General features: G+C 72.5%; 21 protein-coding genes. 10 read left to right on the top strand and 11 right to left on the bottom strand.

Translation table 11 applies throughout. From position 1 onward, the window contains the following. Positions 1-218: 218 nt before the first annotated feature. Entirely contained in the window at positions 219-623 is a 405-nt protein-coding gene (locus ABD841_RS13940) for a hypothetical protein (protein WP_344971352.1), read from the top strand. 215 nt (positions 624-838) lie between these two features. On the opposite strand, the gene ABD841_RS13935 is transcribed toward ABD841_RS13940, so the two are convergent. The 6 genes from ABD841_RS13935 to ABD841_RS13910 all read right to left on the bottom strand — a co-directional run bounded on the left by ABD841_RS13935 (position 839) and on the right by ABD841_RS13910 (position 7,835). After that, entirely contained in the window at positions 839-1,852 is a 1,014-nt protein-coding gene (locus ABD841_RS13935; RefSeq protein WP_344971350.1) for a CNNM domain-containing protein, read from the bottom strand. Next, positions 1,849-3,216, bottom strand: coding sequence for a hemolysin family protein (locus ABD841_RS13930; RefSeq protein WP_344971348.1), 1,368 nt, complete (start codon positions 3,214-3,216; stop codon positions 1,849-1,851). Before ABD841_RS13930 ends, ABD841_RS13935 begins: the two co-directional genes overlap by 4 nt. Positions 3,217-3,633: 417 nt before the next feature. After that, positions 3,634-4,098: a hypothetical protein gene (locus tag ABD841_RS13925; RefSeq protein ID WP_344971346.1), complete on the bottom strand. Its 465-nt coding sequence runs from the start codon at positions 4,096-4,098 to the stop codon at positions 3,634-3,636. A gap of 446 nt (positions 4,099-4,544) precedes the next feature. Continuing rightward, on the bottom strand, positions 4,545-6,692 hold the full coding sequence (helR, locus tag ABD841_RS13920) for an RNA polymerase recycling motor ATPase HelR (protein ID WP_344971344.1): 2,148 nt from the start codon (positions 6,690-6,692) through the stop codon (positions 4,545-4,547). Positions 6,693-6,727: 35 nt separating this feature from the next. Beyond that, positions 6,728-6,871: a glycosyltransferase gene (locus ABD841_RS13915; RefSeq protein ID WP_344971342.1), complete on the bottom strand. Its 144-nt coding sequence runs from the start codon at positions 6,869-6,871 to the stop codon at positions 6,728-6,730. Positions 6,872-7,394: 523 nt separating this feature from the next. Further along, a complete protein-coding gene (locus tag ABD841_RS13910; RefSeq protein WP_344971340.1) occupies positions 7,395-7,835 on the bottom strand; it encodes a hypothetical protein in 441 nt (146 codons plus the stop codon). Between the two features lie 140 nt (positions 7,836-7,975). On the opposite strand from ABD841_RS13910, the gene ABD841_RS13905 reads away from it, so the two are divergent. Together ABD841_RS13905 and ABD841_RS13900 are read left to right on the top strand one after the other, a co-directional pair. Beyond that, positions 7,976-8,533: an MFS transporter gene (locus ABD841_RS13905; protein WP_344971338.1), complete on the top strand. Its 558-nt coding sequence runs from the start codon at positions 7,976-7,978 to the stop codon at positions 8,531-8,533. A gap of 51 nt (positions 8,534-8,584) precedes the next feature. Continuing rightward, on the top strand, positions 8,585-9,313 hold the full coding sequence (locus ABD841_RS13900; protein WP_344971336.1) for a YcnI family copper-binding membrane protein: 729 nt from the start codon (positions 8,585-8,587) through the stop codon (positions 9,311-9,313). A gap of 195 nt (positions 9,314-9,508) precedes the next feature. Here the strand turns inward: ABD841_RS13900 and ABD841_RS13895 are convergent, their stop codons facing one another. After that, a complete protein-coding gene (locus ABD841_RS13895; protein ID WP_344971334.1) occupies positions 9,509-10,558 on the bottom strand; it encodes a LacI family DNA-binding transcriptional regulator in 1,050 nt (349 codons plus the stop codon). A 227-nt stretch (positions 10,559-10,785) separates the two neighbouring features. Here ABD841_RS13895 and ABD841_RS13890 point away from each other — a divergent pair, with 227 nt between their 5' ends. From ABD841_RS13890 to ABD841_RS13870, 5 genes are all read left to right on the top strand, one after another. Continuing rightward, positions 10,786-11,697, top strand: coding sequence for a carbohydrate ABC transporter permease (locus ABD841_RS13890; RefSeq protein WP_344971332.1), 912 nt, complete (start codon positions 10,786-10,788; stop codon positions 11,695-11,697). Then, positions 11,694-12,533, top strand: a complete 840-nt coding sequence (locus ABD841_RS13885; protein ID WP_344971330.1) for a carbohydrate ABC transporter permease — start codon at positions 11,694-11,696, stop codon at positions 12,531-12,533. Before ABD841_RS13890 ends, ABD841_RS13885 begins: the two co-directional genes overlap by 4 nt. Before the next feature lie 43 nt (positions 12,534-12,576). Beyond that, entirely contained in the window at positions 12,577-13,944 is a 1,368-nt protein-coding gene (locus ABD841_RS13880; protein WP_344971329.1) for an ABC transporter substrate-binding protein, read from the top strand. Between the two features lie 121 nt (positions 13,945-14,065). Beyond that, the gene (locus tag ABD841_RS13875) at positions 14,066-16,117 is read left to right on the top strand and encodes a beta-galactosidase (protein WP_344971327.1); all 2,052 of its coding nucleotides are present in this window, start codon (positions 14,066-14,068) and stop codon (positions 16,115-16,117) included. A gap of 94 nt (positions 16,118-16,211) precedes the next feature. Further along, entirely contained in the window at positions 16,212-16,427 is a 216-nt protein-coding gene (locus ABD841_RS13870; RefSeq protein ID WP_344971325.1) for a DUF3072 domain-containing protein, read from the top strand. 76 nt (positions 16,428-16,503) lie between these two features. Here the strand turns inward: ABD841_RS13870 and ABD841_RS13865 are convergent, their stop codons facing one another. The 4 genes from ABD841_RS13865 to ABD841_RS13850 form a co-directional block, all read right to left on the bottom strand. After that, a complete protein-coding gene (locus tag ABD841_RS13865) occupies positions 16,504-16,785 on the bottom strand; it encodes a hypothetical protein (protein WP_344971323.1) in 282 nt (93 codons plus the stop codon). Between the two features lie 169 nt (positions 16,786-16,954). Next, a complete protein-coding gene (locus ABD841_RS13860; RefSeq protein ID WP_344971321.1) occupies positions 16,955-17,998 on the bottom strand; it encodes an ABC transporter permease in 1,044 nt (347 codons plus the stop codon). Continuing rightward, entirely contained in the window at positions 17,985-18,962 is a 978-nt protein-coding gene (locus ABD841_RS13855) for an ABC transporter ATP-binding protein (protein WP_344971319.1), read from the bottom strand. The genes ABD841_RS13860 and ABD841_RS13855 overlap by 14 nt, the downstream gene beginning before the upstream one ends. A 505-nt stretch (positions 18,963-19,467) precedes the next feature. Next, positions 19,468-20,658, bottom strand: coding sequence for a LolA family protein (locus tag ABD841_RS13850; RefSeq protein ID WP_344971317.1), 1,191 nt, complete (start codon positions 20,656-20,658; stop codon positions 19,468-19,470). A gap of 157 nt (positions 20,659-20,815) precedes the next feature. Here ABD841_RS13850 and ABD841_RS13845 point away from each other — a divergent pair, with 157 nt between their 5' ends. Together ABD841_RS13845 and ABD841_RS13840 are read left to right on the top strand one after the other, a co-directional pair. After that, positions 20,816-21,490 (top strand): response regulator transcription factor, encoded by a 675-nt coding sequence (locus ABD841_RS13845; protein ID WP_344971315.1) that lies wholly within the window; start codon positions 20,816-20,818, stop codon positions 21,488-21,490. Further along, positions 21,480-22,880, top strand: coding sequence for a sensor histidine kinase (locus tag ABD841_RS13840; RefSeq protein WP_344971313.1), 1,401 nt, complete (start codon positions 21,480-21,482; stop codon positions 22,878-22,880). Before ABD841_RS13845 ends, ABD841_RS13840 begins: the two co-directional genes overlap by 11 nt. Positions 22,881-22,938 lie beyond the last annotated feature (58 nt).

Below are 22,938 nucleotides of genomic sequence, written 5' to 3'. Positions count from 1 at the left end.
GGACTTCTGTGTCTCCATGACGGAAAGTATGGATGGATGGTGTTACACCGTCAATACACTGGAGTAACGCATTCGCTCCGGTCCGCCACGAGCCGGCATCCTCCGTGATCGCCCGGCCCCGCCGGGCGATCACGGAGGACACCGGAAGCCCGAAAGGCCGGTCGCTCCCGCCGGACTCCCGGCACCATGACCGCGATCTCGGAGAGATAATCCAGATCATGGAGTCGGCAACCGAAAAGCCGGGGCCGTGGAGCGGCCTCGCCCTGGTCGTCCTGACCCTGATCTGGCTGATCGGGACCCCGCTCCTGTTCCTGCAGGTGTTCGCGGAAGGGTTGCGAGCCTCGCGCGGAGGTCCTTCCGATGGCGACCGCGCCATGCGGTTCCTCATCGCCGCGGCTGTCGTCGGAGTCACCGCGCCCGCGCTCGCGGCCATCGTCGCCGGAAAGACCCGGAGGGAGGGGGCCGCGCTGGTGTTCGGAGTCGCGGCGGCCCTCTGCTTCGTTGCCGGTGCGGTGCTCGTCTCCGTGGATCTCCGGGTCAGCTCGGTCCCGTCTCCGGAGCCGCTGCCGCCCGGCTACTGCGTCGAGCGCAGCGGCGGGGACAGCGACTGTCCGGGAGGGTGAGAACTCCCGGCAGAACGATCCCGGGCGGCCTGACCGAACACCGCCCTCTCATACTCCCGGGCCTCAGAAAGTGCTGGGGAACCGGGCAATCACTACGGCACCCCCTCTCGGCGGTCGCGTTGTGGGCCGTGACGATGTTTCCCAATGTCTACGAGCTGCTGGTGACGTGCTGAGTGCCGCCCCGACCGGGGCGGCACCCGGACCGGGGCGGCGCGCTACGCGGTGATGAGCAGCGTGGCCAGCAGGTCGTCCAGGAAGACGACTCCCACCGGGGTGCCGTCGGCGGCGCGGACGGCCGCGAGCTGGCTGCGGGCGGCGCGCAGCGTGGCGACCGCGTCGGTGATCGAGATGTCGGACGGCAGGTCGGGCAGGTGGTGGGCGAGGTCGGCGGCCGGGATGGTCGCGCCGCGCCGGCGGGCCAGATAGGCGTCGCGAACGTGCGCGACTCCCGCGAGGCGCTCGCCGTCCCACACCACCAGGCGGGTCCGGCCGGTGCGGGCCGAGGTGTCGATCACCTCCTGGGGCGGGGCCGTGCCCGGGACGCCGACGATGTCGGAGCGCGGGACGACGAGCGGGGTGATCTCGGCGGCCGGGGCGCGCAGCGCCCGGCTGAGCACGGCGTGGTCGGCGGGGTCGATCAGGCCGAGCCTGCGCGACTCCTCCACCAGGCGCTCCAGCTGGGCGGGGGTGCGCGGGGTGGACACCTCGTCGCGGGGCTGCACCCGGACCGCGCGCAGCAGCAGGTTGCTGACGCCGTTGAGCGTGGTCAGGACCGGCCGGACGGCCACGGTGAAGGCACGGAACGGCAGGGCCAGGATGGTGGCCGAGCGTTCGGGGTGGGCGATGGCCCAGGATTTGGGCGCCATCTCACCGATGACCATGTGCAGGAACGTCACGACGCCCAGCGCGATGGCGAACGCGACGGCGTGCGCGGCGGCCTCGGGCAGGCCGGCGGCGGCGAAGAGCGGGGTCAGGGTGCCGGCGATCAGCGGCTCGGAGACCACGCCCAGGCCCAGGGAGCACAAGGTGATGCCCAGTTGGGCGCCGGCGAGCATCAGCGACAGCTCGCGGATGCCCTTGACCGCGGCGGCGGCCGCCCGGCTGCCGTGGGCGGCGGCCTTTTCCAGCCGGTGGCGTTTGGCGGCGACCAGGGCGAACTCGGCGGCGACGAAGAACCCGTTGCCGGCCAGCAGCGCGATGGTCAGGGCCAGACCGGTGGGCAGGTTCACGTGTCCTCCCGCTCCTCGTGCTGGGCGCTGACGGTGGTGCTGCGGACCGGGCGAAGCCGGACCCGCTCGGGCACATGCCGGTCCACGCTGACCACTTCGATCTCCAGACGGGTGGGCGCGCCCTCGGCCATGGACGGCACCAGCTCGACGACGACCGTGTCGCCGACCGCGGCGAAACGCTCCAGGCGGTGCAGGATCAGGCCGCTGATGGTGTCGTAGTCGTCCTCGTCCGGCAGCTCCAGATCGGTGGCCAGGGCGACCTCGTCGACGCGCAGGCCCGCGGCGACCTCCCAGCCGCCTGCGACCTCGACGACCGGGGGGATGTCGAGGTCGTTTTCGTCGGCGATCTCGCCGACGAGTTCCTCGGCGACGTCCTCCCAGGTGACCAGGCCGGCCAGGCCGCCGTGCTCGTCCAGCACGCAGGCCACCTCCTCACCGCGGGCGTGCAGCTGCGCGACCAGGTCCGGCAGCGGCATCGAGAACGGCACCACCGGCACCTCGCGGGCGATGTCGGCCGCCCGGGTGGCGGCCGCCTTGCCGGCGGGGACGAGCACCAGCTCGCGCAGGCCGACGATGCCGACCACCTCGTCCACGCCGTCGCCGAGCACCGGGTAGTGGGTGTGGCCGTACCGGGCGATGACCTCGTCGATTTCGGGGACGAAGGCCGAGCCGGCGACCGTGACGACGTCGGCGCGGGGGACCATGACCTCCTCGGCGGTGTGGTCGGAGAAGGCCAGCGCCCGCTCCAGCAGGTCGGCCTGCTCGCCCGGCAGGTGCCCGTGGGCCTCGGACTCGCCGATGATGTGCCCCAGCTCCTCCAGGGTGGCGCCGTGGTGCAGTTCCTCGACCGGTTCGATGCCGACCGCGCGCAGCAGCCGGTTGGCCGCGGTGTCGAACAGCCGGATGACGGGCCCGGCGATCGTCATGTAGACGAGGGTGGAGGCGGCCAGGGCCCGGGCCAGCGGCTCGGGCTTGGCCAGGGCGAGGTTCTTGGGGGCCAGCTCGCCCAGCACCATCTGGATGATGGTGGCCAGGGCGAAGCCGAGGGCCAGGGCGAGGGCATCGACCGCGCCGCCGGTCAGGCCGGCCGCGCGCAGCGCGGGGGCGATGAGCTCGGCCAGGGCGGGCTTGGCGATGAAGCCGACGACCAGGGCGGTGACGGTGATGCCGAGCTGGGCGCCCGAGAGCATGAACGACAGCCGCTCCATGACCTTGATCGCGCGGGCGGCCTTCCTGTCACCTTCGGCGGCCTGCTGGGACAGGGCCAGGCGGTCGGCGGTGACGTAGGCGAACTCCTGGGCGACGAAGTAGCCGGTGGCCAGCGTCAGCACCAGCACGGCCAGCAGGCCAAGAGCGATGCTCACCGCGGCGCCCCGCCCCGTCGCAGGCGATCCTTACTATGGCTGGGGTCCGACGACACGGACGCCACCACCTCATCCCTTCCATCGGCACTCGTGGCCGTCTCATCTTCCCGCGCGGTGTCGGCACGGCTGCATCCGCCCCCGGCGGTGGGAGCCTTTTGCCCAGGTCAACGCCGCCGGGTTCGGGAGAGTTCCGCCTGTGGCGAGGGTCATACCGGCTGATCCCCCGGGGCCGCCGTTGCGGAGCCGGCCCGCCCGCGCGCCACGATCGACGCGATCCCCCTACCAGGACCGCCTTCACGTCACGGCAGCCGCCTGCGGACGCATCGCGTCCCTGGGGCTCCCGGCCTGAGGGCACCCCGGCTCAAAGCATCCACGAAGGAGATCAACAGCTGGTGCAGAGAATTCGCCGGGGCGCAATCAAGTGGCCTCACCCAACTGTTCGGCCAGCCGCTCCAGGCCGCCCCTGATGAGCTGCCCATACTCGTCGTCGCCAAGCGCGCCGATCTTGGCCCGCGCCTGCTGGAGGTGCTCACGGGCGCGGCCGAAATCGCCCAGCTTGCGATAGCACTCACTCAAGTTCAGGTGCAACGACGGATACAAGCCGGCCGCTGAAAGTGGCACCCCGGCTTGGGCCACCCGCTCATCGGTGACGAGATCGACGGCGGCAAGCGCCCGCAGATCCCACATCAGCTCCTGGTGCACGTCGTCCTGCACGTCGGCCATCGAGTGGGCGAGGACGCAAACATGCAGCGGGTCGCCTTGCTCACCGCCGATGTCGTCCCAGATCTGCGCGAACAAGTCGCGAGCGGCTTCACGCTGACCTTGGTGGTGATGCAACTCCACCCCCTGGCCGATCCGGGTCATCGTTGGGTCGGTGGTCACGAGCAGCTCCTTCACCGTCGTGGGCGATCGCGGTCAGCCTACTTGCCTGACGCGCCTTAACGACCTTCAAGCTTCTGACCAGCCAGTTCACTTGACAACCCCAGATAAACCTGTCGATGCCGGAGGAGCGCACCCGCAGATCGGAGCCGTCGGCGCAGGCGGAGCGCGCCGCCGCGGCGATCGTCGCCGGCGCCTCGCGCACGCCCGGCATGGCGTGCTCGTCAGGCTCGCCCATGGTCCTCCTTCGGTCCCCGTCGACTCGATCGTGATCCTGCCTGTGCCCGGGGCTGCGGTGCGGCTGCTCGGTGCCGTCGCCGATTCTCAGCCTCGGCTCCGGCCGGGGTCCGGAGCGCATCAACCGGCCGGGGCCGGTGACCCCCGTTCCGCGGGTCGTCGGAGTGGAGGTCACCGGCCTCGGCCGGGAGCGGGCGTTCGTCCGGCCGACGTCAGGAGCTCGTGAGGATGACGAGTTGCTGGGTCGCCCGGGTCATCGCGACATAGCGGTCGACCGCTCCTTCGATGCCCTCGCCGAACTTCTCCGGGTCGATGAGGACGACCAGGTCGAACTCGAGCCCCTTCGACAGCTCCGGGGTCAGCGACCGGACGCGGGACGTCCCCTGGAACGTGGGATCGCCGATGACGCAGGCGATCCCGTCGGCATGCCCGGCGAGCCAGGTGTCGAGGACCGCGCCCAGATCCGAGGCGGGTCCGTGGACGACGGGGACGCCGCTGCTGCGGATGGAGGTCGGCACGTTGGCGTCCGGGAGCACGGCCCGGATGACCGGCTCGGCTTCCGCCATAATCTCCTCCGGCGTCCGGTAGTTGATGCTCAGGGAGGCCAGGTTGATCCGGTCGAGCCCGACCCGCTCGAGCCGCTCCTGCCACGACTCGGTGAACCCGTGCCTGGCCTGGGCGCGGTCCCCGACGATGGTGAAGCTCCGGGACGGGCAGCGGAGCAGCAGCATCTGCCACTCCGCGTCGGTGAGTTCCTGAGCCTCGTCCACGACGATGTGGGCGAACGGGCCGGCGAGCCGGTCCGGATCGGTGCCGGGCAGCGCGGTCTCGTCGACCAGGGTGTTCTGCATGTCCTCACCGCGAAGCATCGACATCACGAGCATCTCGGAGTCGTCGGCCTCGATCAGGTCGTCGACGACCCGCGCCATGTGCTCGCGCTGGGCGGCGATGGCGGCGTCATTCCGGCGCCTGCGCCGTGACGCCTCCGGGTCGCCGAGCCGCTGCCGTGCCGCGTCCAGGAGCGGCAGGTCGGACACCGTCCAGGCCTGGGCGTCCGCGCGCTGCAGCTTCCGGACCTCGTCGGGGCTGAGCCAGGGAGCACACATCCGCAGGTAGGCGGGTACCGACCACAGGTCTCCGACGAGGTCGGCCGCTTCGATCAGCGGCCACGCCCTGTTGAAGGTCGTGAGCAGTTCCCTGTTCTGCAGCAGCGACTTGCGGAGCAGGTGCTCCGGTGCGTCGCCGTCGTGCTTGTCCACCAGGATCGTGAGCAGCTCCTCCCAGATCCGGTCGCGCGCCTCGTTGTGCGGAGTGCCGGGTTCCGCTGCTTCGAACGCCTCGGCCCAGTCGTCGGCGCTCAGCCAGATGTCGGACCAGTCGGTCGTGACCGTCATCCCCTTGGTGGGCGGGTTCTCGTAGAACCTGACGGCCGGCTCGATCGCCTTCACCATGTTCGCGGACGACTTCAGGCGGGCCACGTCCGGGTCGGCCTCGATCGCCGCCGCGGCTCCCTCGGCGACGAGGTCCCGCAGGGTGCAGGTCTGCACGCCCTCCTCTCCGAGGCTGGGGAGGACGTCGGCGACGTAGGCCAGGTAGGGCTGGTGCGGACCGACGAACAGCACGCCGCCCCGGCGGTGACCGAGGCGGGGGTCGGCGTAGAGGAGGTAGGCGGAGCGGTGCAGAGCGACGACGGTCTTCCCCGTGCCCGGACCGCCGTCGACGACGAGAGCGCCGTGGGATCCCGCGCGGATGACGGCGTCCTGGTCGGCCTGGATGGTGCCGAGCACGTCTCGCATCCGGGACGACCGGCTGCCGCCCAGGCTGGCGATGAAGGCGGACTGGTCGTCGAGCGCGGCGTGCCCGACAAGCCCGTCCGAGGTGAACACCTCGTCCCAGTAGTCGCTGATCCGGCCGCGGGTCCAGCGGTACCTGCGGCGGCTCGCCAGCCCCATCGGGTTGGCGTGGGTGGCTCCGAAGAACGGCTCAGCCGCGGGGGAGCGCCAGTCGAGCAGCAGCCGGCGACCCGTGCTGTCCGTGAGGCCGAGTCGTCCGACGTACACGGGCTCGGGGTCGTCCGCGCCGACCATGCGTCCGAGGCACAGGTCCAAACCGAAGCGACGCAGCGCGCGCAGGCGAGCGGCCAGCCGGTGGATCTCCAGGTCCCGGTCCATCGCCTGCCGGCCTATGCCGCCGGGCGCCCTGCGCTCGGCGTCGAGGCGGTCGGACAGGTCGGCGATCGACTGCCCGAGACTCTCCGCGATGGCCGCGAAGTGCTGCTCATCGCCGGCGATCAGCGTCGGGTCGGCCTTGGGGGAGAGGTGGTCGGGAAGGTCGAACGCGCTGGTGGTCAGGGGGTTCACGTCATCAGCTCCGATCTGGGGGTCGCCTGCAACCATTACGCGCGGTGCCGCTCCGCGAACTCCTCGTCCGGCGGCGCGCACACCCGCACCTCCGCGCCGGGTGCCCGCAACCGCACCGCGAGTGCCACCACCGGTCCGACATCCCCGCGCGACCCGTACGTCGACAACAACACCCGCATTTCGCATCCCCGTTTCCGCAGGTTCTGGCCTCGGCCGACGATTCTGCGGCACGACCCGGGTCTTGTGGCAAGCCCCCCGGTGCGCTATACGTTGGGAGTGGAAAGGAGTGGGTACTCCCCTTTCCCCTCATCGTCCGCCGTGGACGGACAAGCTCTTCGGGGCCCGGCGTACCACCAGAACCGCTCCCCGTTGCACCACACCGTCAGGCCCTCACAGACCGACACCGCCGCCAGGTCATGGTCACCTTTGCCGATGACGGCGATTCCGTACCGCGCCAGAGCCTCACTCGGTCTCCGAGCCGCCGACAACGCCGCCGAGTACTGGCGCGGGCACCGCGTTTCTCCGCCGGCGCGGCCCCACTTACGCCGCCCCGGCGGCGGACCTGCCGATCGGTGACCGCGACACTGTCTTTCGCAGGTTTTCTCCGTGTCGTGTTTCCCGGGGCGCCGTAGCGGCGACGGGGCCGGTCGCGGAGTTCGCACGCCGCGCGGGGGCGCGGACTCCTCGGCGGCGGTCCGGGGCTCAGTAGTAGCCCTGGTCGTCCGACTCCTCGTACTCCTCCTCGTCGTCACCCGCCCGCGGGCTCCAGCGCGAGGGCATCATGACGGGCAGGAACAGTACGACGCCCAGGAGCGCGTAGACACCGGTGGTGAGCAGCCGGCCCATGCCCTGACCGGCCTGGAGCAGCAGCTCGGGGAAGGCTGGGTCGGCGGGGACCAGCGTCACGGCGCGCCTGGCGTCCAGGGCGTAGACCACGGTCCAGGCGAGCAGCACCATCGAGGGGACGAAGGTGGCGATCGGGGAGACGCGCCCGGCGACCACCAGGCCGACCAGGAGGCCGGCGGCGGCCATCGCCCCCAACGCGATCCAGACCTTCGGGCCGCCCTGGGCGAACTCCGGGGCCAGGCCCGCCTCCGCCTCCTGCACGGCCCATCCCGCGCCGAGGAGCAGCACAGCGGTCATGACCAATCCGACAAGCAGCCCGAAGACATGCCGCATGCCCACCACCTAGGCGTCGAGGACGTGTCGCGGTCGCGGCCACCATAGCGGCAAAAATCGCACAGCGGCAGGTGTTACGCGGGCGTGAGATCATACGGAGCACCATGCGCGCCCGCCTTCCGTTACGCCTCACGCGCGCGGCCGCCTTCTCGGCCGTCTGCGTGGCGCTCGCCGTCCTCGGCCACGTGGCCGCGGGGGGTTCGGGGCCGGCGGCGTGGGCGGTGGTCACCGGCGGGTCGGCGGTCACCGCGGCGGCCGTGCTGCTCGCCGGGCGCGAGCGCTCGGCGGTGACGATCAGCACCGGCCTCTCCGCCCTGCAACTGCTGCTGCACGAGCTGTTCGCCCTCGGCGACCCGGCGGGGACGTCCCTGGCCCCGCACCTGCACGCCAAGGGGCTGGGCGAGAGCCTCGGCATGCTCGCCGCGCACCTCACCGCGACGCTGATCACCGGCTGGTGGCTCTCGCGGGGTGAGGACGCGCTGTGGTCGCTGCTCCGCTCGGCCGGCCGTCGCCTGCTCGCGGCGTTCCCGCTGCCGGTGGCCCCGCCCGCGCCCCGGGTCGTCCCGGGTGCCCGGCACCGCGCCGTCCCCGCGCCGCTGCCGGCGGGCGCGGTCCTACGGCACTCCGTCAGCCGGCGCGGCCCTCCACTCCGCGCCGGCTGACCTCATCCCCGCGTTTCCCGACGTTCCGACGTATCGAAGTGGAGAACACCCGTGTCGTTTTCGCATGCTTGCCGCCGCCTCGCGGTCGTCACCGCAGGTGCCGCCGCTCTCACCGTGGGTATCGCGCTGCCCGCCCTCGCGCATGTCACCGTCAACCCCGCGAGCGCCGAGCAGGGCGGCTTCACCAAGGTCGCCTTCCGCGTGCCGAACGAGCGTGACGACGCCTCGACCACCAAGCTGGAGATCGCCTTCCCGGTCGACCACCCGCTGCCCTTCGTCTCGGTCAAGCCGGTGCCGGGCTGGGACGTGAAGGTGGTGGAGAGCAAGCTCCCCACGCCGGTCACGACCGAGTACGGCGAGATCACCGAGGCCGTCACGAAGATCACCTGGTCGGGCGGCAAGATCGAGCCGGGCCAGTTCCAGGAGTTCGAGGTGTCCATGGGCATGCTGCCCACCGGCACCGACCGGCTCGTCTTCCCCGCGACCCAGACCTACAGCGGAGGCGAGACCGTCAAGTGGGCCGACGAGCCCAGAGCCGACGGGTCGGAGCCCGAGCGCCCGGCACCGGTGCTCAAGCTCACCCCCGCCTCCGCGGCGGGCGGCCACGGCGCCGCCACCCCCTCGGCGTCCGCCGCCGCCCCGTCGGTCGCCCCGGTCGCCGCCGCCCCGGCCGCCTCGGACGGCACCGCCCGCCTGCTCGGCGGGGCCGGCCTGGCGGTGGGGGTCGTCGGAACCGTGATCGGCGTCCTCGGCCTGCGCCGCGCCGGCCGGGCCTCCTGAAGCCGCCCCGCCGGGCACGTCAGCGGCCGGTGACCAGGACGCGGGGACCGGTCGCGGGCCCGGCGGGCCGGGAAGTCACCTCTCTCGCCATGGAGCGGAGGGCGCCGTCGCCGCCGGGCAGACCTCGGTGATCGGTCACACCCCCGCCGGGAGGCGGGGTACGCCGTCGCCGGCCGGGCAGACCCCGATGATCGCTCACGCCCCTCGCCAGGAGGCGGAGCTGCCCCGCACGACCAGCTCGACGGGGACCACGCGCATGCCCTTCTCGGCCGGCCTCCGCATGCGGATCTGCTCCAGCAGGATGTCGACGCAGATCCGGCCGCCCTGGTCGAAGTCCTGGCGGATCGTCGTGAGGCCGGGCCAGAAGTAGGCCGACTCGGGCATGTCGTCGAAGCCGACCACGCTGACGTCGCCGGGGACGGCGCGGCCGGCCTCGTGCAGGGCGCGGATCACGCCCAGGGCCATCTGGTCGTTGGCCGCGAAGACGGCACTGACCTCGGGGAGCGCGGCCAGGTAGCCGCCGATCAGGTATCCCGACTCGGCGGTCCAGTCGCCGAAGAGCACCTGGGGCACGGGACGCCCGGCCCGTTCCAGGGTCTGCCGCCAGGAGGCGTGGCGGTGCCGGGCGGAGTTGGAATCCGGCGGCCCGGCCACGTGCCAGACGGTCGGGTGGCCGAGGTCGAGCAGGTGCTCGGTGGCCAGGCGCGCGCCGCCGGCCTGGTCGGAGTCGACCGCCGGGAACTCCTCGCCGCCGTGCCCGTCGGAGATCACGACGGGCACGCCCGGCGGCAGGCGCAGCGACCGCATGTCGAGCACCTCGGACTCGATGATCACCACCCCGTCGACCGCCTGGGTGGTGAGCCTGGTGAAGGCGTCGTTGACCTCCTGGTGGGTCAGGGCGGTGACGCCGACGAGGCTGATGGAGAACCCCTCCGCGCGGGCCGCGGTGGTGATGCCGTCCAGGGTGCGCACGTTCCCGTACCTGTTCAGCGTGAAGCTGATCACGCCGATCGTGCCGAACCTGCCGGTGGCCAGGGCCCGGGCGGCGATGTTGGGCTGGTAGCCCAGCGCCCGCATCGCCGCCAGCACCCGTTCCCTCGTCGCCTCTTCGACGTTGGTGCGGTTGTTGGCCACCCGGGACACGGTCTGGGGGGACACTCCGGCCAGCCGTGCCACATCGGCCATGGACGGGGCCCCGTGGCCACGCCCCCGGCCGGCCCGCGACCCGCCGTCGACTGCGGTCACCTACGCCTCCCCTCTCCCCGCAGAATGGTGCCATGTCCCACCCGGTTACCCGGACTCTTATGGCAGCGCTAACACACTAGCGCTACGGTGCGCCCCGACGGCAGGGGCGCGTTACAGAAATGTTTCCTGCTCGCCACGGGATCCTATTGACGGGCTGATCGCGCACTGTGATGCTCATGCCGTGCAGCCATGGCAGCGCTAACACGGGCAAGGAGGGCAGAAATCACATGGCAGACGCGCCCACAAGCGTGAGGACGGTCGAGCGACCCGCCTCCCGCGTCCGGCCTCGCCGGGGGCCCACCCGGGAGCACTGGGCGGGCTGGGCCTTCAGCGCCCCGTTCTGCGTGGTCTTCCTCATCGCGATCGTGGCCCCCCTGGCCTACGCCGTATACCTGAGCCTCTTCCAGGACAGGCTCGTGGGCGGCAACGTCTTCGTGGGTCTGGCCAACTACGTGGCGGCCTTCGAGGACCGGCTGTTCCACGTCGGCCTGCTCCGGGTGGCGCTCTTCCTGGCCGTCCAGGTCCCGATCATGCTCGGCATCGCCACCCTCGCCGCGCTCGCCATCGACAGCGGCCGGCTGCGCTTCGCCGGGGTCTACCGCGTCGGGATCTTCGTTCCCTACGCGGTCCCGGCGGTCGTCGCCTCCCTGATGTGGGGCTACCTGTACGGCGACGAGTTCGGCCTGCTGGGCGGGGAGGCGCTCTCCGGCTCGTGGATCCTCGTCTCGATCGGCAACATCGCCACCTGGGAGTGGACCGGCTACAACATGCTGATCCTCTACGCCGCGCTGCGGACGGTCCCGGAGGAACTGTACGAGGCGGCGGCCATCGACGGCGCCGGGGAGATCCGCAAGGCCGTGAGCATCAAGCTCCCCGCGCTCCGCCCGGCCCTGCTGCTGGCCACGATCTTCTCGATCATCGGCAGCTTCCAGCTCTTCAACGAGCCGAACGTGCTGGCCACGCTCGCCCCGGCGGAGATCACCACCTACTACACGCCCAACATGTACGCCTACAACCTCGCCTTCAACGGCCAGCAGTACAACTACTCCGCCGCGATCGCCGTAGTACTCGGCGGCGTGACCATCGCCGTCGCCTACGCCGTGCAGCTGATCACCGCGCGAAGGGAGCGCCTGTCGTGAAGCGCGCCGTGCTGACGGTCCCGATGCTGGCCATGCTGACGTACTGCCTGCTGCCGCTGGTGTGGCTGTTCTTCAGCGCCACCAAGAGCAACACGGGCCTGTTCGACAGCTTCGGCCTCTGGTTCGCCGACGACGTCGCCCTCCTCGACAACGTCCGGCAGGTCTTCACCTACCAGGACGGCGCCTACGGCCGCTGGTTCCTCAACACGCTGCTGTACGCCGGGGTCGGCGCGGGCGGCGCCACCGCGATCGCCGCCCTGGGCGGATACGCGCTGGCCAAGTACGACTTCCCCGGGTCCAAGGTGCTGTTCGCGATCGTCCTGGGCGCGATCACGGTGCCCACGACCGCGCTCGCCGTGCCGACGTTCCTGCTGTTCACCAAGCTGGGGCTGGTGAACACGCCGTGGGCGGTGCTGATCCCGGCGCTGGCCAGCCCGTTCGGGCTCTACCTGATGCGCGTCTACGCCGCCGACGCGGTGCCGACCTCGATGATCGAGGCCGCCCGGCTGGACGGCGCCGGGGAGCTGCGCATCTTCCTCAGCATCTCGCTCCGCCTGCTGCGGCCGGGGCTGGTCACGGTGCTGCTGTTCACGCTCGTGGCCACCTGGAACAACTACTTCCTGCCGCTGATCGTGCTGAGCGAGCCCGACTGGTACCCGCTCACGGTCGGGCTGAACCAGTGGAACAGCCAGGCCGGCAGCGCCTCGGGCGGCCAGGCCGTCTACAACCTCGTGCTCACCGGGTCGCTCATCGCGATCGTCCCGCTCATCCTGTCCTTCCTCTTCCTCCAGCGCTACTGGCAGTCGGGCCTGGCGGCCGGCGCCGTCAAGCAGTAGCCCCGCCGGTCAGCAGTCCACTCACCCCCGGGAGGTTTCCACCATGCGTTCGGCTCCACGTTCGACCGCGCGGGCGACGGCGGTCGCCGCGCTCTCCCTCTCCCTGCTCGCCCTCACCGCGTGCGGCGGGTCGCCCTCTCCCGCGGCCCAGGCTCCGGCGAGCCAGGCGAGCGCCGCCGACATCGAGAAGGCGCTGCAGACCGACACGACACTCACCTTCTGGTCGTGGGTGCCGAACATCGACAAGACGGTCGCCCTGTTCCAGCGGAAGTACCCCAAGGTAAAGATCAACCTGGTCAACGCCGGCCAGTCCGCCGCGCAGTACACCAAGCTGCAGTCGGCGGTGAAGGCCGGGAGCGGCGCCCCCGACGTCGCGCAGATCGAGTACTTCGCCCTGCCGCAGTTCGCGCTCTCCAAGGCCGTGATCGACCTCGGCCCGTACGGCGCCGCCGGGATGAAGGACGCCTTCAGCGCCTCGGCCTGGGAGCAGGTGAGCGTCAACGGCGGCGTCTACGCCGTCCCCCAGGACACCGGCCCGATGACCATGATGTACCGCAAGGACGTCTTCGACCGGCTCGGCCTGGAGCCGCCGAAGACCTGGGACGAGTTCGCCGCCGTCGCCGAGAAGATCAAGAAGGACGACCCCGGGGCGTTCGTCACCAGCATCGACCCCGGTGACGCCGGCGGCGTTGACAGCCTGATCTGGCAGGCGGGCGGCAGGCCGTTCGCCATCGAGAACGCCACGACCACCCGGATCAACCTGCAGGACGAGGCCACCAAGCGGTGGGCCGGGTTCTGGACGAAGCTCTCCCAGGACAAGCTCGTCGACCCGGTCGCCGGCTGGAACGACGCGTGGTGGCAGAGCATGGCCGCCGGCAAGTACGCGGTGTGGCTGGCCGGGGCCTGGGCTCCGGGCGCCATCGAGAGCACGATCCCGCAGACCAAGGGCAAGTGGCGGGCCGCGCCCATGCCCCAGTGGGACGCCGCGGCGCCCGCCAACGCCGAGAACGGCGGCTCGGGGGTGGCGGTGCTCGCGCAGAGCAAGAACCCCCTCGCCGCGGTCGGCTTCGCCCGGTGGCTCAACTCCGACCCCGAGGCCGTCAGGTCGCTGAACACCGCCTCCGGCCTGTTCCCCGCGACGAAGGAGCTGCTGAACAGCCCCGACTTCCTGGACGCCAAGATCCCGTTCCTGGGTGACCAGCAGGCCAACAAGGTGTTCGCCGAGGGCTCGGCCCAGGTGGCGAAGGGCTGGCAGTACCTGCCGTTCCAGGTGTACGCCAACAGCGTCTTCAAGGACACCGTGGGCCAGTCCATCGCCGGGGCGGGCGACGTCAACGCGGGCCTGACCGCCTGGCAGGAGCAGATCACCTCGTATGCGCGGCAGCAGGGCTTCACGGTCTCCGGATCCTGACCCGCCCCGCCCCTTCCCACGCACCCACCGGAACCCCATCTCGCACGCCCGCCGAGGGGCCGGGGAGTCCCCGGCCCCTCCTTTCCGGTGCACGCGCCGGAATCTCCCCCGAAGGACGGACATGCCCCACCGCTGGATCCGCTGGCCCCGGCCCGCCGGCCTGGCCTACGGCGCCGACTACAACCCCGAGCAGTGGCCGGAGGAGGTCTGGCACGAAGACGTCCGGCTCATGCGCGAAGCCGGTGTCAACCTGGTCAGCGTCGGGATATTCTCCTGGGCACGTCTCCAGCCGACCCCCACGACGTGGGAGTTCGGCTGGCTCGACCGGGTCCTGGACCTGCTCCACGAGGGCGGGATCTCCGTCGACCTGGCCACCGCCACCGCCTCTCCCCCGCCGTGGCTGACCCGCGCCCACCCCGAGGTGCTGCCGATCGACCGCGAGGGCCGTCGCCTGCACCACGGCGGGCGCCAGGCGTGGTGCCCCAGCTCCCCGATCTACCGCGAGCACTCGCTGCGGCTGACCGAGGAGATCGCCACCCGCTACGGCGGGCACCCCGCGCTGGTCCTGTGGCATGTCTCCAACGAGCTGGGCTGCCACAACGCCCGCTGCTACTGCGACGTCTCCGCGGCCGCGTTCCGCGGCTGGCTCCGCGAGCGGCACGGCACCCTGGACGCGCTCAACGCCGCCTGGGGCACCGACTTCTGGAGCCAGGTCTACTCCGACTGGGAGGAGATCCTCCCCCCGCGCCTGGCCGCCTCCTTCGTCAACCCGTCCCAGCAGCTCGACTTCGCGCGCTTCTCCTCCGACGCGCTGCGCGACCAACTCCGCGCCGAACGCGACGTGCTGCGCAGGATCACCCCCGACGTGCCGGTGACCACCAACTTCATGATCATGGGTGAGACCAGGAACATGAACTACGCCTCGTGGGCGGGCGACGTGGACCTGGTCTCCAACGACCACTACCCGGAGGGGGCGCGGGCCTGCCCGGAGGGGGCGCGGGCCCGGCCCGAGGTCGAGCTCGCCTTCTCCGCCGACCTGACGCGCGGCGTGGCGGGCGGTGAGCCGTGGCTGCTGATGGAGCACGCGACGAGCGCGGTCAACTGGCAGCCGGTGAACGTCGCCACGCCGCCCGGCGGCATGCGGCTGGGCAGCCTGGCACACGTCGCGCGCGGCGCCGACGGGGTCTGCTTCTTCCAGTGGCGGGCCTCCCGGGCGGGGGCGGAGAAGTACCACTCCGGCATGCTGCCGCACGCGGGCACCCGTTCGAAGATCTGGCGCGACGTGGTCGGGCTCGGCCGCGACCTGGCCGCCCTGGCGGAGGTCGCCGGCTCGCGGGTGGTCTCCGAGGTCGCGTTGCTCTTCGACTGGGAGTCGTGGTGGGCCAGCGAGCTCGACTCGCACCCGAGCGACCGGCTGCGTTACCGGGAGATCGCCCTCGGCTGGTACGAGGCCCTGTGGCAGGCCGGTGTCCAGGTCGACGTGGTCCCGCCGGGCACGGACCTGGCCGGCTACCGGCTCGTCCTGGCCCCGACACTGCACCTGACCACCGACGAGACCGGCCGCCGCCTGGCCGCCTACGTCGAGGCGGGCGGCCACCTGCTCACGACCTACTTCTCCGGCATCGTCGACGAGAACGACCACATCCGCCTCGGCGGTTACCCCGGCGCCTTCCGCGACCTGCTCGGCGTGCGGGTGGAGGAGTTCTTCCCCCTGCTGCCGGGCGTCACCACCGCCGTGCGCACCGACGCGGCCGGCCCCGGGTGGACGGCCGCCGACTGGACCGAACTGCTCGAACTGGACACCGCGACCGCCGTCGCCCGCTACGCCGACGGCCCGCTCGCCGGGGTGCCCGCGGTCACGGTCAACCGGTACGGTGCCGGCCGGGCCTGGTACGTCGCCACCCAGCTGGCCCCGGAGGCCATGGCCGCGCTGCTCGTCCGGGTCCGGGCCGAGGCCGGCGCGACCCCGGCCGCCGACGCCGCACCGGGCCTTGAACTGGTGCGGCGCAGCGGTCCGGAGGCGGAGTTCCTGTTCGCCCTCAACCATTCCGACGCCCCCGCCCGGCTCCGCGCGGGCGGCACGGACCTGCTCACCGGGACCGAGCACGCCCCGGAAGGGTGGATCGAGGTCCCGCCGAGAGACCTGGTCGTGCTGCGCACCCGCCGCCCGTGACCTCCGGGCCGCCGCGCCCGGCCGGTCCGCCCTCCCCGACGGTTACCGCGCGACCGACCGGGTAGGGCGAACGGAGGTTCGAAAGGGGAGCATCATGGATCGAGGACCGGTGGAGAAGAGCCCGGAAGAGTGGGCGACGGGGGACGAGCCGATGACCGCGCCTCAGGAGTCGTACCTGCGCACGCTCGCCCGGGAGGCGGGCCGGGAGGTCCCGGAGGGGCTCAGCAAGGCCGAGGCCTCCACGCTGATCGACGAGCTCCAGGGCCGGAGTGAGCGGCTGCGCCGGGGGGACCGGCCCGCGGACCGGTAGTCACCGGCGGTCCGGGAAGGTCGCCGCGACGTCCCGGAGGCCGCCCGATCGCGGGCGGCCTCCGGGACCTCCCGCGTCACTCGAAGTCGTCGGGGTTCAGCTCCTTGAGCCGCATGTACTCGGCGTCGCTCACCTCGGCCGCGCCGCCGGAACCGGATGCGGAGCCGGATGCGCCGCCGGAACCGGATGCGGAGCCGGATGCGCCGCCGGAGCCGGGTGCGGACCCGGAGCCGGGTGTGGAACCCGCGGGCCGCATCAGGTTCCTCTCCTCGGCCGGCGTCAGCGACGCGCCGCCCGTCTTCTCCCCCTCCCCGCGCTCGACCGGCCGGTGCTCCTCGTGTCCGGGCTGCTCGCTCATGTTCCCTCCCCAGGCGCGTGCCTGCGGACCGGCGCCCGGCGGGCACGCTCGACGTGACCGCACGACCCCACGGGACCGGCGGTCGAGGACACGCGTACCCGCCCGGCCTGCGGATACACACGCAGGTGCCCGGGACCGCGGCGCACGGCCCCGGGCACCGGCCGGCGGGTCAGGAGGTGATGTCCTTGCCGGTGAAGCGGGCCCAGGCGACGGAGCCGAAGACGACGGCGTAGGCGCCGAAGACCAGGAGGCCGTCGGCCATGTCGCCGAGGGCGACCGGGTCCCGAAGGACGCCGTCGAAGCCGCTCCACCACGTGGTGAGCAGGTAGGGCTGGATCACGGCGAGTTGCGGGACGACGCCGAGGACCTGGGCCACGATGACGACGACCACGGTCGCGGCGATGGCTCCGATGGACACCTCGGTGAACGTCGACAGGGCCAGCGCGACGGCGGCCAGGGCCGCCATGCCCGCGGTGACGTACAGGACGACGACGCCGATGCGCAGCACCCCCTCGGCGAAGGGAATCGTCCCGCCCGAGAGCAGGGTGATCGGGCCCGCGGGGAAGAGCGCCAGGCCGGTCAGGAGCGCCGAGAGCACCACCGCGGTGACGGCGGCCAGGCAGAAGACGACCGTGTTGGCGTACTTGACGGCCAGCAGGCGGGTCCGGCCGGCGGGGACCGCGAGCAGGTAGCGCAGGGTGCCGGTACCGGCCTCCCCGGCGATGGAGTCGCCGGAGACCACCGCGACGGCGACCGGCAGCAGCAACTGCACGAGGACCGAGAGAGCGGCGAAGGCCAGGAACAACCCGTTCCCGGTGACCTGCTGCAGGATCGCCGGTCCGCCGCCGGGCTCGCCCTCGTCGGGCCCGCCGAACACGCGCAGCGCGATGCCGAACAGCACCGGGATCACGGCGAGGACGGCCAGCATGGCGATGTTCCTGGGCCGCCGGAGGGTCAGGCCCACCTCCGAGCCGAGCAGCCGCAGCCACGCCCGGACGGCGCCCACCGGACGGGGCGGGGCGCCGGTCCCGGCCCGGACGGCGCCCGCCTCCGCGACCGGGCCCGGTACCCCGCCCGGCCCCGCCGCCAGGGTCCCGGCCGGGTCCGTCGTTGCGGCCCCGGCCGGTCCCGCTGCCGGGGCCGCGACCGGGCCGAAGGCGGCGCGCGTGGCGTTCTCGGTGGACACGGCTTCCTTCCCGCTAACCGTCGACATCGAAACCCTCCCCGGTCAGGCCGACGAACACGTCTTCAAGGCTGGGCCGCTGCACGGCCAGGCCGCGGACCGCGACCCCTCCGGTGACCAGGGCGGCGCAGATCCGCTCCGGCGCCTCGGCCGCCAGTCCCGCGCTGACCTCACCGTCGCCGAGGCGGATCTCCGGCAGGCCGAGACCCGCGAGCACGGCCGCCGCCTCGGCGGTGTCGGGGGTCTCCACCCGGATCCTGACCGCCTCGGCGGCCCGGAGCTCGGCGATGAGCCCCTGGGCGACCAGCCGCCCGGCCCGCATGACGGCGACGTGGGAGCACATCTGCTCCACCTCGGCCAGCAGGTGGGAGGAGACGAACACGGTCGTCCCGTCGGTGGCGATCTCCTTGACCAGGGCCCGCACCTCGCGGGTGCCCTGCGGGTCCAGGCCGTTGGTCGGCTCGTCCAGGATCAGCAGTTCCCTCGGCACGAGCAGCGCCGCCGCGATGGCCAGCCGCTGGCGCATGCCCAGCGAGTACGCGCGGTAGCGCTTGCGTGCCGCCGCGGACAGGCCCACCCGTTCCAGGGCGAGCCCGATCCTCGCCGGGGCGGTGCGGGGATCGGCCGACGGGTCGGCCGCGTCGTAGCGGCGCAGGTTCGCCTCGCCCGACAGGTAGGGGTAGAAGGCCGGCCCCTCGACCAGTGCCCCCACCCTCGGCAGCACGGTGCCGACCCCGCCCGGCATCGGCGTGCCGAGCAGCCGGCAGCTGCCCGACGTGGGCGCCACCAGGCCGAGCAGCATGCGGATGGTCGTGGTCTTGCCCGAGCCGTTGGGTCCGAGGAAGCCGAAGACCGACCCCCTGGGTACGGCCAGGTCGAGGGCGTCCACGGCCACCTGCCCGCTCCTGAACCGTTTGGTCAGGCCGGCGGTGACGATCGAGAGGTCCGCGTCGGCGACGGCCTCACCCGGTACCGGTCTCTCGGCGGTCAGCACGGCCCCCCTCCTCGCCTGCCGTCCCCTTCCGGGGTGTCATGCGGGACCTCCCCGGTCCTCGCGTTCTGGGCGATCGGCACGTCTCCCCCACTGCTCATCGATTCGTCGGTTCAAACGGTCCGCCGGTTCCCGGGCGGCCGGGACGGCCCGCCCGCCGGACCTCCCCGCGCGGATCCCGGACGGCCCGGCGGGGCCGGGACGGGGACTCGCCGGGACGGGGACTCGCCGGGACCGGGGCGCCCTCTCGGGCGCCCCCGGATTCTCACCGGCCCCGCACCGGATCCCCACCGGGCTCCGCACCGCAAGCCCCGCTCGCGCGGCCTGCGGGGTCACCCGTCACCCGGGCCCGGACGGTTCCGAGCCCGAGCCCACCCGAGCGCGCCCGAGCGCGCCCGAGCGCGCCCGAGCGCACAGCCCGAGCCGCTCTGCCCGGGTGGCCCCGGAGTGTGCCGCCCGGACACCCCGGAGCACACCGCCCGGGACCGGGCGGTTCCCGGCGTCCGGCTCATTTCCGCCCGGCGGCCTCGGCCAGCTTCTCCGGGGTGACCGCGCCGACCAGCAGGCGGCCGTCGTCGGTCAGCAGCGCGGAGACCAGCTTGGTCTGGATGACCTTGCCGCTGCCCCACGCCCCGCTGATCGGCTTGGCGGACTTCAGGATGGTGTCGGCGATCGCGCCGGCGTCCTGACCTCTCTGCCCACCGGTGTCCGGGGTCCTGAGGTCCCGCTCGGAGACGGGGAGCACCGCGACCGTGGTCCAGCCGTCGCCGACGGTCCTGATCTTGCCCTTGAGCTCGCCGTCCTCGAACCGCCCGTGCGTGGGATCCGCTCCCTCACCGCGGTCGGCCCCGTGCTCCCCGACGAGCGTGCCGAGTGACTTCTCCTCCACCTTGGCGCCCGCGGGCGGGGTGAAGGTGAAGTTCTCCGCGGCGGGCGGGGAGAACGTGACCGAGGTGAAGCCGACCTCGAAGGCCGGTTCAGCCGAGCTCTTGGCGTAGACCTGGATCCGCAGCGGGACGAAGGTCTCCCCGTCGAGCGCCAGCTTGACCTCCTTCACCAGCGACGACGCGTCCTTGGGCGCCAGGACGAGCTGGTAGGCGGCGCGGTCGGCGACCCGCTCGGTGTTGGTCACGCTGACCACGGTGTCGGCCTCGGCCGCCTGCAGCACCTGCTGGGCGAGCTGCTGCGGCGTGACCGCCGTGGGCAGGGCCTCCTCGGGCTTGGGATGCCCGCCGGCCTTCTCGTGCGCGCCGGCGTCGACCTTGACCCGGGTGGCCTTGTTGGCCTCGCTCTCCCAGAGCCACACCTGGTCGCCGTTGACGATCAGGTCGGTCTCGCTCATCCGGCCGGGAAGGGCGAGGCGGAGCTTGCTCTCCCCGCCGTACCAGACCTTGAGCTCGTGGGAGCCCACCAGCAGCGCGGTGGGCGAGGCTCCGCCCATGCCCCCCTGCACCTCGGGCAGCCCCGGCAGGCCGAAGGAGGCGGTCTGCATGACCGTGCCCGACATGGGCTTCAACCCGGACCGGCTGGCCTGGGCGGCGTCGGCGAGCAGTTGCCCGGCGGTGCGCTCCGGCAGTGCGGGATCCCCCTGGACGGCGGCGATGACCGGTCCCGCGCCGATGACCCCGGCGACCACCGCGAACGCGGCGACCGGCACGGCCCACCTCACCGCACGACCTCGTCTCGCTTCCTCAGACATTTCACTCCTCCACGGTATGCCGTCAATCCCTGTTGACCACCAGACTGCGGGAGGGCTCCTGTGCCGACGCTGAGACAGACTGAGAGGGCTCACAGGGTTCTCAGCCGGCTCTCAGGCCGGCTGGCCGAAAATGGGGTCCGGCAAGGAAGGGGTGGGGATGCGAGTTCTCGTCGTGGAGGACGAACGGCGGATGGCCGCGGCTCTCCAGCGCGGGCTGCAGGCGGAGGGGTTCGCGGTCGATCTCGCGCACGACGGGGAGGAGGGTCTGCACCTGGCCCGCCACGGCGAGTACGACGTCGTGGTGCTGGACATCATGCTGCCCAGGGTCTCCGGCTACAACGTGTGCAAGCAGTTGCGCGCCGAGGAGAACTGGGTGCCGATCCTGATGCTGTCGGCCAAGGACGGCGAGTACGACATGGCCGACGGGCTCGACCTGGGCGCGGACGACTACCTGACCAAGCCGTTCTCGTACGTCGTGCTGGTGGCCAGGCTGCGGGCGCTGCTGCGGCGCGGCGCGCACCGGCGGCCGGCCGTGCTGCGGGCCGGGGACCTGACGCTCGACCCGGCGCGGCGGCGGGTGAGCAGGGGCGACACGCCGGTGGAGCTGACTCCCCGGGAGTTCGCCCTCCTGGAGTACCTGCTCCGCCATCGCGACGAGGTGGTCTCCAAGTCGGAGATCCTGGAGCACGTCTGGGACACCTTCGACACCGACCCCAACGTGGTCGAGGTCTACGTCGGCTACCTGCGCCGCAAGATCGACGCGCCGTTCTCCCGGAACGCGCTGCAGACGGTGCGGGGAGCGGGTTACCGGCTGGCCGGCGATGGCGGCTGATCCGGCCCCGCAGAGAGTGCGGCGCACGGTCGGCTGGTGGCGGCGGAAGAGCCTGCGCTTCCGGGTGACCGCCGCGGCCTCGGCGGTGCTCGCGGTGGCGCTGGCGATCTCGGCGTACGTGATGGTCGACGTGCTCGGCAGGGCGCTGCTGATCACGATCGACGACTCGATCCACCAGCGGGCCAGGAGCACGGTCTCCCTGGCCGACGCCGGGCGGCTGCCGGACGAGCTGAGCTCCCCCGACGGCGTCCTGCTGCAGGTGCTCGACGCCTCCGGGCGGATCACCCACGCCACCGCCGGCACCGACAGGCTGGTCCCGCTGCTGGACGCGCGGCAGCGGGCCGCGGCGATCCACAAGGGCGAGGCGCGTTTCCTGAACGGTGAGCCGTACGGCATCCCGCACGTGCTGCGCGTCCGGGTGCTCAGCGCCGACGGCGGGCGGACGGTGATCGCCGCACGCCCGTTCAGCGAGGTGCAGACCAGCATCGCCACGGCCGGGCACGTGCTGCTCATCGGGACGCCGCTGCTGCTCCTGCAGCTCGCCGGGGCCAGCTGGCTGATCGTCGGCAGGACCCTGCGGCCGATCGCGGCGTTGCGCCGGGGCGCGGAGGAGATCACCGACACCGCCCGCTCGCGCCGCCTGCCGGTTCCCGAGGCGCGCGACGAGGTGCACAGCCTGGCCATCACGCTCAACGACATGCTGGGCCGGCTGGAGAAGGCCGACCAGCGGCAGCGGGCCCTGGTCTCCGACGCGGCGCACGAGCTGCGCAGCCCGCTGGCGAGCATCCGGCTCCAGCTGGAGGTGGCGCTGGGGCATCCGGAGGGCCAGGACTGGCGGGAGACGGCCGAGGGCGTGCTGGAGGACACCATGCGGCTGTCCCGGCTGGCGGAGGACCTGCTGGCGCTGGCACGCCTGGACGAGCGGGGCGGCGCGCTGGCCCGCCGGGAGCCCGTGGAGCTGGACCAGCTCGTGCCGCAGACCGTCGAGCGGTACGGCGAGGCGGTCACCGTCGAGATCGCGACCGGCCCCGCCGGTGAGGACGGGGCGATCGTGGTCACCGGGGACGCGCTGGACCTGGGGCGGGTGCTGGTCAACCTGGTCGACAACGCGCTGCGGCACACCTCCGCCCCCGTGGTCGTCGCGCTGCGGACCGAGGGGGCCGACGCGGTGCTGACCGTCACCGACGACGGGCCCGGCATCCCGGAAGCCGACCGGGAGCGGGTGTTCGACCGCTTCACCCGGCTGGACAGCGCGCGCAGCCGCGACGAGGGCGGGGCCGGACTGGGCCTGGCGATCGTGCGCGAGACCGTCCACGCCCACGGGGGCGCGGTCCACCTGGAGGACGCTTCTCCCGGTCTGCGGGCGGTCGTACGACTTCCGCTATCTTGACCGATCTTTGCCAATCAGGTGCTTGGTCACGTGATCCGCTCGCGCCTACCGTCGCAGT

The sequence above is a fragment of the Streptosporangium fragile genome (assembly GCF_039534445.1).
GTDB classification, from domain to species: domain Bacteria; phylum Actinomycetota; class Actinomycetes; order Streptosporangiales; family Streptosporangiaceae; genus Streptosporangium; species Streptosporangium fragile.
This window is presented reverse-complemented; position numbering and strand designations above follow the sequence as displayed.

Bases quoted from the DNA above. Each gene is read 5' to 3' on its own strand.
- ABD841_RS13940 (WP_344971352.1), top strand. From the start codon at position 219: ATGGAGTCGGCAACCGAAAAGCCGGGGCCGTGGAGCGGCCTCGCCCTG.
- ABD841_RS13915 (WP_344971342.1), bottom strand. From the start codon at position 6,871: ATGCGGGTGTTGTTGTCGACGTACGGGTCGCGCGGGGATGTCGGACCG.
- ABD841_RS13910 (WP_344971340.1), bottom strand. From the start codon at position 7,835: ATGACCGCTGTGCTGCTCCTCGGCGCGGGATGGGCCGTGCAGGAGGCG.
- ABD841_RS13905 (WP_344971338.1), top strand. From the start codon at position 7,976: ATGCGCGCCCGCCTTCCGTTACGCCTCACGCGCGCGGCCGCCTTCTCG.
- ABD841_RS13890 (WP_344971332.1), top strand. From the start codon at position 10,786: ATGGCAGACGCGCCCACAAGCGTGAGGACGGTCGAGCGACCCGCCTCC.
- ABD841_RS13880 (WP_344971329.1), top strand. From the start codon at position 12,577: ATGCGTTCGGCTCCACGTTCGACCGCGCGGGCGACGGCGGTCGCCGCG.
- ABD841_RS13875 (WP_344971327.1), top strand. From the start codon at position 14,066: ATGCCCCACCGCTGGATCCGCTGGCCCCGGCCCGCCGGCCTGGCCTAC.
- ABD841_RS13870 (WP_344971325.1), top strand. From the start codon at position 16,212: ATGGATCGAGGACCGGTGGAGAAGAGCCCGGAAGAGTGGGCGACGGGG.
- ABD841_RS13865 (WP_344971323.1), bottom strand. From the start codon at position 16,785: ATGAGCGAGCAGCCCGGACACGAGGAGCACCGGCCGGTCGAGCGCGGG.
- ABD841_RS13860 (WP_344971321.1), bottom strand. From the start codon at position 17,998: ATGTCGACGGTTAGCGGGAAGGAAGCCGTGTCCACCGAGAACGCCACG.
- ABD841_RS13850 (WP_344971317.1), bottom strand. From the start codon at position 20,658: ATGTCTGAGGAAGCGAGACGAGGTCGTGCGGTGAGGTGGGCCGTGCCG.
- ABD841_RS13845 (WP_344971315.1), top strand. From the start codon at position 20,816: ATGCGAGTTCTCGTCGTGGAGGACGAACGGCGGATGGCCGCGGCTCTC.
- ABD841_RS13840 (WP_344971313.1), top strand. From the start codon at position 21,480: ATGGCGGCTGATCCGGCCCCGCAGAGAGTGCGGCGCACGGTCGGCTGG.